Consider the following 12,690-nt stretch of genomic DNA (forward strand, 5'->3'; position numbering starts at 1 on the left):
GTGACCCGACTGGGGCTCGAACCCAGGACCCCATCATTAAAAGTGATGTGCTCTACCGACTGAGCTATCGAGTCATTGCTTTCAAGAAACTTATGTTGTTAATCACATATTTTGTGACCCGACTGGGGCTCGAACCCAGGACCCCATCATTAAAAGTGATGTGCTCTACCGACTGAGCTATCGAGTCATTATGTTTCTTGAATGCGGGTGCAAATATAAGGAGTTTATTTTATTATTTGCAAGCATTTTTATTATAAATTTGTCTTTTTTTAACTAACGTCTACAACGCCCTAGTTTATAGGGTTTTATTGAAATGAAAAAAATCGTCTTATTAGGATATATGGGTTGCGGAAAGTCAACAATTGCCCAAAATCTTTCAAAAATTATAAATATTCCGTTTTTAGATTTAGACAAATGCATCGAAGAAAGAGCAAATTTGTCTATAAATGAAATTTTCGAACAACATGGAGAAATCTATTTTAGAAAATTAGAACACCAAATGTTTATCGAATTATTGCAATCTTCAGAAAATAGCATAATAGGTTTAGGAGGAGGAACTCCATGTTACGCTAATAATCATTTATTATTACAAAGAGATGATATAACATCTATTTATTTAAAAGCTTCTATAGAGACTTTATATAATAGATTAGTGTACAATAAAAGTAAACGTCCTTTGATTGCGAATATGAATGAAGAAGAAATGAAAGAATTTATCGCAAAGCATTTATTCGATCGCAGCTTTTATTACAACCATGCGCAACATAAAGTTGTGGTTGATAACAAAACGGTCGATGAAACTGTTCAGGATATTGAAGCGCTATTAGCTTAAGAAAGCATAATCGCCTTCATTATCATCAAAAACAACCTGAACGTGCTCTAATAATGAAGTAGAAAGAGAAATGCCTTTAAAATCGGCTTTTACGGGATACTTTTTATGATTTCTGTCTACAAGTACTGCTGTTTTGAATTTCTTAAGCGGAACGTCTAAGAAATGACGAACAGCATAGATTAAAGTTGTGCCTGAGTTTAAAACGTCATCAACTAATACTAAACCTTTGTTTTGGTACTCTTCTTTAGTCAAAGAAGTCTGAATTGGCGATTGTGGATTTTGTTTGTCGACTTTAACTTCGCAGGTCGAAACCTTAAGTGTTGAGATGTTGTTTAATGCCAAAGCAATTTTTTGGGCAAAAATAGATCCGTTAGACGCGATTCCGGCAATCACAACTTCTTCTTCGTCAACAAAGGTCTCGTAAATTTGATAAGCGATACGTTTTATTTTGTGTTCGATTTCCTGATTGGTTAAGATGATGTTTTTGCTCATGATTTATTTTTTTGCTAAAATACGAATAAGAATTTTAGATTTTAGATTTTAGAATTCAGATTTTTTGAATTGGAATTTACTCTGTTTCATCCTCGTCAAAAATCTCATTTCCATATTCGTCAATATCTCTTCTGTCTTTTTTGGTTGGTCTTCCAGTTCCGCTTTTTCGATAGTGTTCTTTAGATAGTTTTAATAATTCTAAATGTGCATAAGCTTCAGCTGGTGTCTCGTTTTTGCGATATATATCAACCAATTTTGCACCTACACGACTTTCAGGAATGTCAAGTACAGTTATAATTTGTGTAATTTGATCTTTTCTGAAGGTAATTCTATCTGTTGGAAAAACCTCTTTAGATGGCTTGGCAACCTGTCCATTTACAGTAATATGGTTCTTTTTGCATGCTTCAGTTACCATGTTTCTGGTCTTGTAATAACGCACGCACCATAAGTATTTATCTATTCTCATAATTTTTCTAAAATCGAAGTTAAATTCTTTACAAAAATAAATCAATATTGTATCTTGCGCACCTAAAAAATTAACAATAATGAATAAATTTAAATATTATTTTATTTTATTGCTTGCCGGTATTTCTTTGGTTTCTTGTAATAAAAGTGATGATGATGATGCAGTGGTAGTTCCTTTGAATGACTATACCGTACAATATAAAGCAGACAATGATTCGATTGTTAAATATTTAAATACTAATTATATTACGGTTACCAATAGTCCGGGTACTCCACAAGATCAGGATGTTGTTATAAGCAAGATTACAAATCCTGCAACGCAGCCTTCTATTATGTCCTATCTTAATAGTGCTACTTTTCCTAAGTTGTTGACTAGAGATGTCTATAATGATGATGTCACTTATAAAGTTTATTATTTGATCTTAAGAGAAGGAAAAGGGCAAAATCCTATCAATACAGATAAGGTTGTAGCTTCATATAAAGGTAATTTGTTAAATGGAACTGTTTTCGATTCTTCAACTGAAGGAATTCCGGGGAAATTTCTCTTATGGCCATATGATCCGCTTGGGGCAGATGGCTCTTTTCCTGTAATAGACGGCTGGTCAGAGATTTTTCCGAAATTTAAAACAGGTACTTCTACTACTGCTAATAATGGGGTGATTACCTATACTGATTTTGGCGCTGGTGTAATGTTTTTGCCTTCTGGACTAGGTTATTATGATTCTGCTAAAACAGATATTCCAGCATATTCACCTTTGGTATTTAGTTTTAAATTATATGATTTACAAAGATTAGATCATGATCAGGATGGTGTTTTTGATTATCAGGAAGATGTAGGTAATAAAGCTGCTGCAGCTGGACCTGATGGTTATTTGTATGATTTTACGGATAAAACGAAATATCCAAATCCTCCGGCAACTTTAGTTGATGACACTGATGGAGATACTTTTGCTGATTTCGTTGATGCTGATGACGATGGCGATGGTTATACTACAAGGTTTGAACTTACAAAACCAACAGGCGCTACCTATTCGGGAGTAAGTAAATATTACCCTTTTGATCCAATTTTAGATAATCCAAGTACGCCAAATACTGATGAATCTGAAATTTGGGGTATTCCGAGAAGACCAACAGGAGCTCTTGCAGATCCTACAAAACCAGAATCTGTTACAAATTCAAGAGCATTTGTACCGGCAGATTATACAGATCCTGCGCGTTTAAGAATGCATGTAGATAAAACTTATCCTTATCAAAAGAATTAATTTTATTCTTATAATATTATATAAAACCTCGAAAGTGATTTCGAGGTTTTTTTATGAAGTAAGTGAGCTTACTCTTCATGATAACTTATTGTTGTAAATCAAGAAGTGTTAGACTGTTTTGTTTTTGTGTTCTTTCGTCATAAATAATTACGGCTCATTTCAAAGCATAAAAAAACCTCGAAATCACTTTCGAGGTTTTTTTTATAAAGTAAGAAAATTTAAATTATTTTCTTTTGATAACTCTTTCTACAGCTTCAACAATCGCCTGGTTATTTAATTTGTATTTCTCCATTAATTGCTCTGGAGTTCCAGACTCACCAAAACTGTCGTTTACAGCTACAAATTCTTGTGGAGAAGGAGTGTTTAAAGCTAATACTCTGGAGATGCTTTCTCCAAGACCCCCAAGGATGTTGTGTTCTTCAGCAGTTACAACGCATTTAGTTTTAGCCAATGATTTAAGAATAGCTTCTTCGTCAAGTGGTTTAATTGTATGGATGTTGATTACTTCAGCAGAGATTCCTTTTGCTTCTAAAGCTTCAGCAGCAATAAGAGCTTCCCAAACTAAATGTCCTGTTGCTACAATTGTAACATCAGTTCCTTCGTTTAACAAAATTGCTTTTCCAATTACGAATGGTTCGTCAGCAGGAGTAAAATTAGCTACAACCGGACGTCCGAAACGCAAGTAAGCTGGTCCATGATGATCAGCTAAAGCTAAAGTTGCAGCTTTAGTTTGATTGTAATCACAAGTGTTGATTACAGTCATTCCTGGTAACATTTTCATTAAACCAATATCTTCTAATATTTGGTGTGTTGCTCCGTCTTCACCAAGTGTTAAACCAGCATGAGAAGCACAAATTTTTACGTTTTTATCAGAATAAGCAACTGATTGACGAATTTGATCGTAAACTCTTCCTGTTGAGAAGTTAGCAAAAGTTCCTGTAAAAGGAATTTTTCCTCCAATTGTTAAACCTGCAGCAATACCAATCATGTTCGCTTCTGCAATTCCAATTTGGAAAAAACGCTCTGGGTGATTTTTTTTGAAATCATCAAATTTTAATGATCCAATTAAATCAGCACATAATGCTACAACATTTTCGTTTTTTTGACCTAGTTCAGTCATTCCCGCTCCAAAACCTGAACGAGTATCTTTGCTTCCTGTATTTGTATATTTTTTCATTTTTGTTTTTTTGCTTTAGGCAATAGGCTTTAGGCAATAAGCTTGTTACTTACTACTTACAGCTTAAAGCTTTTTTAGTAATCGATTTGATCTGCAGAATAGTTTTGAGCTAAAGCACTTGCCAACTGATCGTTGTTTGGTGCTTTTCCGTGCCAAGCGTGTGTATGCATCATAAAGTCAACACCGTTACCCATTTCAGTATGTAATAAAATACAAACTGGTTTTCCTTTTCCTGTTCTTGATTTAGCATCAGTTAATCCGCTAATAATTGCATCGATATTATTTCCTTCAGCAATTTCTATAACGTCCCAGTCAAAGGCTTCGAATTTAGCACGAAGGCTTCCCATTGCTAAAACTTCGTCAGTTGTTCCGTCAATTTGTTTTCCGTTAACGTCGATAGTTGCGATAAGGTTGTCTACTTTTTTAGCAGAGGCATACATAATTGCTTCCCAGTTTTGACCTTCTTGTAATTCGCCATCACCATGCAAAGTATAGATTAAATGATTGTCACCATTTAATTTTTTAGCTTGTGCAGCACCAAGAGCTACAGATAAACCTTGTCCTAATGATCCAGAAGCTATACGCACTCCAGGTAAACCTTCATGAGTTGTTGGGTGTCCTTGTAAACGAGAATTTAATAATCTGAAAGTTGAAAGTTCTGAAATAGGGAAATAACCACTACGTGCTAAAACGCTATAGAATACTGGAGAAATATGACCATTTGAAAGGAAAAAGATATCTTCTCCAATTCCGTTCATATCAAAACCTTCTTTGCGGTCCATAATATTTTGGTATAAGGTTACCAAAAATTCAGTACAACCTAATGAACCACCTGGGTGGCCTGAGTTGACAGCATGTACCATTCGAAGAATATCTCTTCTTACTTGGATAGTTAAATCGCTTAATTGTTGTGTGTTAGGCTTCATTTTATATGTAAAAGTTAAACTGGAGCAAAAGTAATTTTTATTTTGCGGGCTGACAAATGATTTTTTGCTTTAGTTTGCCGGAATTGTTAAATTCTGATCCTTTTTTTACTGATGTGGAAAAAAAAATAAAATCTTAGTGAGAGTATATAAAAGTTTGCCACAAATTAAAAGATTAGAATGATTTTGAAATCAGTGTTAATCTTTTAATTTGTGGCAAAAATAAATTTAAAAAATTCGGGGCAAAAAAGGCTTACTTTGTGTCTCCTTCGCTGTAAAAATTATTTTCTTCATCTTCAGAACCAATTTCTTCTTGTTCGTCATCAAGTTCTGAACCAGGAATATCTAAGTCATTTCCGAGTTTATCACTGTTTTGTTTCCATTCATGATTGTCCGGATTGATAGTTCTTTCTCCGGAAATGTCTTCGGGATCGATGTCTTCCAGTTTATCTTCCTGATTGTAAATGTCTTCATTGGCCGGATAATCTAAGTTTTCCAGATTTCTTTCAATTTGGTCTTCTTTAATTGGATTATTATCTTCTGAGTTTATCATGATTTCTATATTTAAATGGATATTAATTTCATTTTTTCTGTTTCATTAAAATTAAGAAATCAATCTTGTAATGGTGTTACACTTTATTATTGTAGATGTTGTAACTTTTACATTTGATTGTTTCTTGAAAAACGTTAAGATGTGTTTGCGTTAGGGATAGGAGCGATATCCTTTTGTGACCAATGTCTCGTCTTAATTAACAATGATATTTTCTGGAACAAAAGATATAGTGGATAGCCCGACCGGAGGGAACGCCCCTAAAAAAGTTATGAGTTAGAAGTTATGAGTTATGAGTTATGAGTTTTTTTGTCAGCCTCTTCGATTCTTTACACCATTATCTAATTGACAAATTATCTAATTATCTATTTAATTAGTTTTCCCTGAAATTAGCTTATCTTTGCCGACTGAAAAAAGAAACAGATGAAGTTTGATTTATTACAAAAAGATCCGCAATCGAAAGCGAGAGCGGGAAGTATTACTACAGATCACGGCGTAATTGAAACGCCTATTTTTATGCCTGTTGGTACAGTTGCTTCGGTAAAAGGAGTACATCAGCGTGAATTGAAAGAGGATATTAATCCGGATATTATTCTTGGAAACACTTACCATTTATATTTACGTCCACAGACTGAAATTTTGGAGAAAGCCGGCGGATTACATAAATTCATGAACTGGGACCGTAATATTTTGACTGATTCTGGAGGATATCAGGTGTATTCTCTTTCGAGTAATCGAAAAATTAAGGAAGAAGGAGTGAAGTTTAAATCGCATATTGACGGTTCTTATCACTTTTTTACACCAGAAAATGTAATGGAAATTCAGCGTACCATCGGGGCTGATATTATCATGGCTTTTGATGAGTGTACGCCTTATCCTTGCGATTACAGATATGCGCAACGTTCGATGCACATGACACATCGTTGGTTAGACCGTTGTATCAATCATTTAGATAAATTACCTTATAAATACGGTTACGAACAAACTTTTTTCCCGATTGTTCAGGGAAGCACTTATAAAGATTTACGTCGTCAATCTGCAGAATATATTGCGAATTCTGGTCAACAAGGAAATGCTATTGGCGGATTATCAGTAGGAGAACCTGCGGAAGAAATGTACGCAATGACGGAAGTGGTTTGTGAAATTCTTCCAGAAGATAAACCTCGCTATTTGATGGGAGTTGGAACTCCGATAAATATATTAGAAAATATAGCGTTAGGAATTGATATGTTCGACTGTGTTATGCCAACACGTAACGCAAGAAACGGAATGTTGTTTACAGCAAACGGAACCATAAACATCAAGAATAAAAAATGGGAAGATGATTTTTCTCCAATTGATGAAATGGGACACACTTTTGTAGATACTGAATATACGAAAGCTTATTTACGTCACTTATTTGCTGCCAACGAATATTTAGGAAAACAAATTGCGACTATTCATAATCTTGGTTTCTATATGTGGTTGGTTCGTGAAGCCAGAAAACATATCTTAGCAGGAGATTTTAGACCATGGAAAGAAATGATGGTTAAAAATATGAGTCAAAGACTTTAGAAAGTTTAAAATTGTTTCAGGTTTCAGGTTTCAAGTTGCTGTATGTAACTTGAAACCTGAAACCTGAAACTTGAAACAAAAAATATATGCTGACAATAATAGACAAGTATATTTTAAAAAGATATTTAGCCACTTTCTCTGTGATGTTGCTGTTATTTATTCCGATCGGAATTGTAATTGACGTTTCTGAAAAGGTGAATAAAATGCTGGAAAACAAGATTCCGTTTATGGATATTGCGATCTATTATTACAACTTCACCGTTTATTTTGCTAATTCTTTATTTCCGATATTTTTATTTTTATCAGTAATCTGGTTTACTTCGAAGTTGGCTAATAATACTGAAATTATTGCCATTTTAAGTTCGGGAATTTCATTTACGCGTTTTTTAAGGCCTTATATTATTGGAGCAACTATTGTTTCTGTTTTTGTGCTTTTAATGGGATTTTTTATTGTTCCTGCTGCAAGTGAAGGCTTTAATAATTTTAGATATACTTATTTAAAAGGAAACGGAAAAGAGCTGATGCGTGGTGAAAACACCAATGTTTACAGACAAATTAATGATAATGATTTCATTTTCGTAAATAGTTTTCAGGAAGAATCTAAAACAGCTTTCAATTTTTCATTAGAACATTTTGAAAAAGACAAGTTGAAATATAAAATTACAGCAAGCCGCATTAAATGGGATCCGGTTAAGAAAACCTATATATTGTATGATTATACGAAGAGAACTGTTGATGAATTGAATGATGTAATCGAAAAAAGCCCTGAAAAACACATTCCTTTTAAATTCGAACTGGAAGATCTGACACCTGTAGTTTATATTGCTGAGACTTTAAGCCTTGGTAAATTGTATAAATTTATTGATAAAGAAAGAAAAAGGGGTTCAGGAAATATTAATACCTACTTAGTTGTTCTTTATAAAAAATATAGCGTACCGGTTTCTGCGTTCATTCTTACTATTATTGCCGTTGCTGTTTCATCGATGAAACGACGCGGAGGTATGGGAACCAATTTAGCTATCGGAATTGCAATTGCTTTCTCTTTTGTATTTTTTGATAAAATCTTTGGTACACTTGCCGAAAAATCTACTTTCTCACCTTTATTAGCTGTTTGGTTTCCCAATATTGTTTTTGGAATCTTAGCAGTTTACCTATTACGTAATGCGAAACGATAATTTAAAAAGTTATTTAAATCTTCATTTAATTGTTTTTATCTGGGGATTTACTGCCATTTTGGGCGCTTTAATCACGATTGATGCTGAAAATTTAGTTTGGTTCAGAATGCTTCTTGCCATGATTTTTTTGGGAGTATTTATTGTTTATAAAAAACAGTCTTTTCAGGTTCCGATAAGAGAACTTTTTAAACTGATTTTTGTTGGTTTGTTAATTGCTTTGCATTGGATTTTCTTTTTTAAAGCGATTCATGTTTCGAATGTTTCGATTACACTCTCGATATTCTCTTTAGGAGCGTTTTTTGCCTCTTTATTAGAACCGCTTTTTTACGGAAGAAAAATATTATGGTATGAAGTTTTCTTCGGATTAGTAATAATTGCAGGTCTGGCTCTGATATTGCAAGTTGAGATTAAATATCTTACAGGCGTTTATTACGCCTTAGCAGCAATTATTCTAGGTGTTTTGTTTACATTGATGAACGGAAAATTAATTTCAGATCATGAACCGTCTGTAATTACCTTTTATGAATTTGGTGCTGGAGTTTTCTTTATCACTATTTATTTTTTAGTACAAGGAAAATTCAATGCTGATTTCTTTACACTGTCATTAAATAACTGGATTTTATTGCTCATTTTAGCATCTGTTTGTACAGCTTATGCTTTTACAGCTTCTGTTAAAGTGATGCAGAAATTAACTCCTTATACCGTAATGTTAACGACTAATTTAGAGCCGGTTTACGGAATTATGCTGGCTTATTTTATTCTTGGAGGAAAAGAAAAAATGAGCACAGAATTTTATATTGGCGCCCTGATAATTGTAATTACAGTTATTCTAAATGGCGTTTTTAAACATTATAAAAATAAGAAAGAAGTGTAATAGTTTACTTATTTTTAAATCACAATTTGATACTTTACTAACAATTAACTGTGCCAATGATATAATATTTTTATATTTGCGGTTCGATTTACAAACAAAATTCAAAAATCCATGGAATATTTAGATTTTGAGCTTCCAATCAAAGAACTTGAAGAACAGCTGGAAAAGTGTGTTATAATTGGAAAAGAATCTGATGTTGATGTAACACCAACGTGCAAAGAAATCAACAAAAAGTTAGAACAAACTAAAAAAGATATATACAAAAACCTAACGGCTTGGCAACGCGTTCAGCTGTCAAGACATCCAAACAGGCCTTATACTTTAGATTACATCAGAGCGATCTGTGGTGATACTTTCTTAGAACTTCATGGAGACAGAGGTTTTAAAGATGATAAAGCAATGGTTGGTGGATTAGGGAAAGTAAACGGGCAATCGTTTATGATCGTTGGTCAACAAAAAGGTTTTAATACAAAAACACGTCAATACCGTAATTTTGGTATGGCAAATCCTGAAGGATACCGTAAAGCTTTGCGTTTGATGAAAATGGCAGAGAAATTCGGAATTCCGGTTTTAACTTTAGTAGATACTCCGGGTGCATATCCAGGATTAGAAGCTGAAGAAAGAGGACAAGGAGAAGCTATTGCAAGAAACATTTTTGAAATGGTACGTTTGCAAGTTCCAATTATCACGATCATCGTTGGTGAAGGAGCTTCAGGTGGAGCATTAGGAATTGGTGTTGGAGATAAAGTTTATATGTTAGAGAATACTTGGTATTCTGTAATTTCTCCAGAATCTTGCTCATCCATTTTATGGAAAAGCTGGGAGTACAAAGAACGTGCTGCCGATGCTTTAAAATTGACTTCATCTGATATGAAAAGACAAAAGTTAGTTGATGATGTTATTCCAGAACCACTAGGAGGAGCGCACTATGACCGCGAAACAACTTTTAAAACAGTGGCCGAATATATTACCAAAGGATATAACGAATTGAAAGACTTATCAACAGCCGACTTAATTGCCCAAAGAATGGACAAATACAGTAATATGGGCGAGTATAAAGAGTAAATTCTTACAAGATTGATTAAAATCCGAAGCCTTACAGTTTCGGATTTTTTTTTGGTTATGAACAAAAAAATCTTATTTATAAACAATTAATAGTTATAACTCGATAGCAATTTTTTTTTAAATTTTGCTACTTTCGCTATATGGAAAATTTCAAAAACATAAATCCTGTAAAGGTAGATAAAACCACAATTATTAATTTAGAAAAAGGAAAATTACCTCCGCAAGTACTTGATTTAGAAGAAGCTGTACTTGGGGCAATGATGATTGATAAAAAAGGGGTAGATGATGTAATTGATATTTTACAAGCCGATGCGTTTTACAAAGATGCACATAAATTTATTTTTGAAGCGATCGTTCAACTTTTTACCGATACACAGCCAATTGACTTGTTGACGGTTTCGGCTCAATTGAAAAAAAATGGAAAATTAGATTTAGCAGGAGGAGATTTTTATTTAATTCAGCTTACACAAAAAATTGCCTCTTCGGCACATATCGAATTTCACTCACGTATTATTCTTCAAAAATTTATTCAAAGGAGTTTAATTAGAATTTCATCTGAAATTATCGAAGCGTCTTATGATGAAACAACAGATGTATTTGATTTGTTGGATCAGGCTGAATCAAAATTATATGAAGTAACACAAGGGAATATTAAACGTAGTTCTGAAACTGCACAAAGTTTGGTTTTGCAGGCTAAGAAGCGTATTGAAGAAATTTCTAAACAAGAAGGTTTAAGTGGTGTTGAAACCGGTTTTACTAATTTGGACAAACTGACTTCAGGATGGCAACCGAGTGATTTAATTATCATTGCAGCAAGGCCGGCGATGGGTAAAACGGCTTTTGTACTTTCAATGGCCAGAAATATAGCCATTGATTATGGACATCCGGTAGCTTTATTCTCTCTGGAGATGGCTTCGGTTCAGTTAATTACGAGGTTAATTTCATCAGAAACAGGTTTGTCATCAGAGAAATTACGTACTGGTAAATTAGAACCTCACGAATGGACCATGTTGAGTACCAAAGTAAAGAACTTAGAAAAAGCTCCTCTGTTTATTGATGATACACCATCACTTTCTATTTTTGATTTAAGAGCAAAATGTCGTCGTTTGGTTTCGCAGCACGGAATTAAAATTGTAATTGTCGATTATTTGCAATTGATGACTGCCGGAGGAAATTCTAAAGGAGGAGGAAACCGTGAGCAGGAGATCTCGACAATTTCCCGAAACTTAAAAGCACTGGCAAAAGAGTTAAATGTTCCTGTAATTGCGCTTTCTCAGTTATCACGTGCGGTTGAAACCCGTGGATCAAGTAAACGTCCTTTGCTATCGGATCTTCGTGAATCTGGAGCAATTGAGCAGGATGCCGATATTGTTTCGTTTCTATACCGACCAGAGTATTACAAAATTGATGAATGGGATGATGATGAAGCTTCGCCAACAGCAGGTCAGGCAGAGATTATGATCGCTAAACACCGTAATGGTGGTATTGAAAACGTTCGTTTGAAATTTTTGGGACACCTTGGAAAATTTGATAATCTTGACGATTTTTCTGGTAGCTATGACGATTTACCTTCTAAAATGAATCATGATGATAATCCGTTTATCACTAAAAACCTACCATCACCCAATGAAGCTTTTGGAAGCAATCTCAATGATGACGATGATGATAGTGATGTTCCGTTTTAATAAAAATTTAAAAGCCTTTTTTTAAGGCTTTTTTTATGAACAATTGTTAAAATGTTAACAAAAATTCAGTAGTTTAGCGGGGCAATTAACAAATATTGCAATATTAAAACATAACCAAAAACAAATTTAAAAATTATGGCAGATCAAAGATTACCTGAAAAAGACACAGAAATTCCTTTACAGAAAGCGCAAGAATGGGTTGCAAAATGGAAGAAAGCAACTGATGACGATTTAAGAAAGAAAAAAGTTGATTCGTATTTAATTCCGAAGTACAATTTAGAAAAAGTTTTAGCAGAAGGTATTGACGCGGCTAGAGCTTATATCGGTATTAATGAAGATGGTTTACAAACTTTAATGATTGTTGGTACCAGATACGATGAGGAAAAGGGTATTTATGTTGATCTTGTTCCTCGTGACGGACTTAAAGGAGAATATGGTGGAGGTGACGGAATCTATGATTTTGCACAACCAAGCCCTCCTGCTACTGGAGATGATAGCAGTCCAATGAACCAATAATTTAAATGCGTGTATTTCTTGTAAATTTCGGATATACTCTTTTGGCGCTAAACTTTATTTTATATGCCATAGGTTTTTTTAAACAAGGAAAGAGCTATAAAATATTTACAGCTTATTTAT

At 33.9% G+C, this 12,690-nt stretch carries 13 protein-coding genes and 2 tRNA genes; 8 read left to right on the forward strand and 7 right to left on the reverse strand.

Annotated elements, in window-relative coordinates:
- Position 1: 1 nt before the first annotated feature.
- Together AC1RRN_RS21105 and AC1RRN_RS21110 are read right to left on the reverse strand one after the other, a co-directional pair.
- Positions 2-74, reverse strand: a tRNA-Lys gene (locus AC1RRN_RS21105).
- Positions 75-114: 40 nt separating this feature from the next.
- Positions 115-187, reverse strand: a tRNA-Lys gene (locus AC1RRN_RS21110).
- A 126-nt stretch (positions 188-313) separates the two neighbouring features.
- Here AC1RRN_RS21110 and AC1RRN_RS21115 point away from each other — a divergent pair.
- Positions 314-832: a shikimate kinase gene (locus tag AC1RRN_RS21115; protein WP_492969204.1), complete on the forward strand. Its 519-nt coding sequence runs from the start codon at positions 314-316 to the stop codon at positions 830-832.
- On the opposite strand, the gene AC1RRN_RS21120 is transcribed toward AC1RRN_RS21115, so the two are convergent.
- Together AC1RRN_RS21120 and AC1RRN_RS21125 are read right to left on the reverse strand one after the other, a co-directional pair.
- Positions 824-1,324, reverse strand: a complete 501-nt coding sequence (locus AC1RRN_RS21120; protein WP_492969205.1) for a phosphoribosyltransferase domain-containing protein — start codon at positions 1,322-1,324, stop codon at positions 824-826. The genes AC1RRN_RS21115 and AC1RRN_RS21120 overlap by 9 nt on opposite strands.
- Before the next feature lie 76 nt (positions 1,325-1,400).
- Positions 1,401-1,790, reverse strand: coding sequence for an RNA-binding S4 domain-containing protein (locus AC1RRN_RS21125; RefSeq protein WP_492969206.1), 390 nt, complete (start codon positions 1,788-1,790; stop codon positions 1,401-1,403).
- Positions 1,791-1,869: 79 nt separating this feature from the next.
- Here AC1RRN_RS21125 and bamM point away from each other — a divergent pair, with 79 nt between their 5' ends.
- The gene (gene bamM, locus AC1RRN_RS21130) at positions 1,870-3,051 is read left to right on the forward strand and encodes a BamM family beta-barrel-assembly machinery protein (protein WP_492969207.1); all 1,182 of its coding nucleotides are present in this window, start codon (positions 1,870-1,872) and stop codon (positions 3,049-3,051) included.
- 223 nt (positions 3,052-3,274) lie between these two features.
- Here the strand turns inward: bamM and AC1RRN_RS21135 are convergent, their stop codons facing one another.
- The 3 genes from AC1RRN_RS21135 to AC1RRN_RS21145 form a co-directional block, all read right to left on the reverse strand.
- Positions 3,275-4,228: a transketolase family protein gene (locus AC1RRN_RS21135; protein WP_492969208.1), complete on the reverse strand. Its 954-nt coding sequence runs from the start codon at positions 4,226-4,228 to the stop codon at positions 3,275-3,277.
- A gap of 74 nt (positions 4,229-4,302) precedes the next feature.
- Positions 4,303-5,154, reverse strand: coding sequence for a transketolase (locus AC1RRN_RS21140; protein WP_492969209.1), 852 nt, complete (start codon positions 5,152-5,154; stop codon positions 4,303-4,305).
- 250 nt (positions 5,155-5,404) lie between these two features.
- Entirely contained in the window at positions 5,405-5,704 is a 300-nt protein-coding gene (locus AC1RRN_RS21145; protein WP_492969210.1) for a hypothetical protein, read from the reverse strand.
- Positions 5,705-6,124: 420 nt separating this feature from the next.
- On the opposite strand from AC1RRN_RS21145, the gene tgt reads away from it, so the two are divergent.
- The 6 genes from tgt (at position 6,125) to AC1RRN_RS21175 (ending at position 12,570) form a co-directional block, all read left to right on the forward strand.
- Positions 6,125-7,255 carry a tRNA guanosine(34) transglycosylase Tgt gene (tgt, locus tag AC1RRN_RS21150; protein ID WP_042567354.1) on the forward strand — a complete coding sequence of 377 codons (1,131 nt, stop codon included), beginning with the start codon at positions 6,125-6,127 and terminating at the stop codon, positions 7,253-7,255.
- 86 nt (positions 7,256-7,341) lie between these two features.
- Positions 7,342-8,430, forward strand: a complete 1,089-nt coding sequence (locus AC1RRN_RS21155) for an LptF/LptG family permease (RefSeq protein WP_492969211.1) — start codon at positions 7,342-7,344, stop codon at positions 8,428-8,430.
- A complete protein-coding gene (locus AC1RRN_RS21160) occupies positions 8,417-9,304 on the forward strand; it encodes a DMT family transporter (RefSeq protein WP_492969212.1) in 888 nt (295 codons plus the stop codon). Before AC1RRN_RS21155 ends, AC1RRN_RS21160 begins: the two co-directional genes overlap by 14 nt.
- A 111-nt stretch (positions 9,305-9,415) precedes the next feature.
- A complete protein-coding gene (locus tag AC1RRN_RS21165) occupies positions 9,416-10,369 on the forward strand; it encodes an acetyl-CoA carboxylase carboxyltransferase subunit alpha (protein ID WP_026984040.1) in 954 nt (317 codons plus the stop codon).
- 140 nt (positions 10,370-10,509) lie between these two features.
- Complete coding sequence (gene dnaB / locus AC1RRN_RS21170) at positions 10,510-12,054, forward strand: replicative DNA helicase (protein ID WP_492969213.1); 1,545 nt, start codon at positions 10,510-10,512, stop codon at positions 12,052-12,054.
- A gap of 135 nt (positions 12,055-12,189) precedes the next feature.
- Positions 12,190-12,570 (forward strand): hypothetical protein, encoded by a 381-nt coding sequence (locus AC1RRN_RS21175; RefSeq protein WP_492969214.1) that lies wholly within the window; start codon positions 12,190-12,192, stop codon positions 12,568-12,570.
- Positions 12,571-12,690: the final 120 nt, after the last annotated feature.

This window comes from Flavobacterium sp. GW821-FHT11G01, assembly GCF_058808175.1.

Bases quoted from the DNA above. Each gene is read 5' to 3' on its own strand.
- AC1RRN_RS21155 (WP_492969211.1), top strand. From the start codon at position 7,342: ATGCTGACAATAATAGACAAGTATATTTTAAAAAGATATTTAGCCACT.
- AC1RRN_RS21160 (WP_492969212.1), top strand. From the start codon at position 8,417: ATGCGAAACGATAATTTAAAAAGTTATTTAAATCTTCATTTAATTGTT.
- dnaB (WP_492969213.1), top strand. From the start codon at position 10,510: ATGGAAAATTTCAAAAACATAAATCCTGTAAAGGTAGATAAAACCACA.
- AC1RRN_RS21175 (WP_492969214.1), top strand. From the start codon at position 12,190: ATGGCAGATCAAAGATTACCTGAAAAAGACACAGAAATTCCTTTACAG.
- AC1RRN_RS21165 (WP_026984040.1), top strand. From the start codon at position 9,416: ATGGAATATTTAGATTTTGAGCTTCCAATCAAAGAACTTGAAGAACAG.
- tgt (WP_042567354.1), top strand. From the start codon at position 6,125: ATGAAGTTTGATTTATTACAAAAAGATCCGCAATCGAAAGCGAGAGCG.
- AC1RRN_RS21125 (WP_492969206.1), bottom strand. From the start codon at position 1,790: ATGAGAATAGATAAATACTTATGGTGCGTGCGTTATTACAAGACCAGA.
- AC1RRN_RS21140 (WP_492969209.1), bottom strand. From the start codon at position 5,154: ATGAAGCCTAACACACAACAATTAAGCGATTTAACTATCCAAGTAAGA.
- AC1RRN_RS21115 (WP_492969204.1), top strand. From the start codon at position 314: ATGAAAAAAATCGTCTTATTAGGATATATGGGTTGCGGAAAGTCAACA.
- bamM (WP_492969207.1), top strand. From the start codon at position 1,870: ATGAATAAATTTAAATATTATTTTATTTTATTGCTTGCCGGTATTTCT.
- AC1RRN_RS21135 (WP_492969208.1), bottom strand. From the start codon at position 4,228: ATGAAAAAATATACAAATACAGGAAGCAAAGATACTCGTTCAGGTTTT.
- AC1RRN_RS21145 (WP_492969210.1), bottom strand. From the start codon at position 5,704: ATGATAAACTCAGAAGATAATAATCCAATTAAAGAAGACCAAATTGAA.
- AC1RRN_RS21120 (WP_492969205.1), bottom strand. From the start codon at position 1,324: ATGAGCAAAAACATCATCTTAACCAATCAGGAAATCGAACACAAAATA.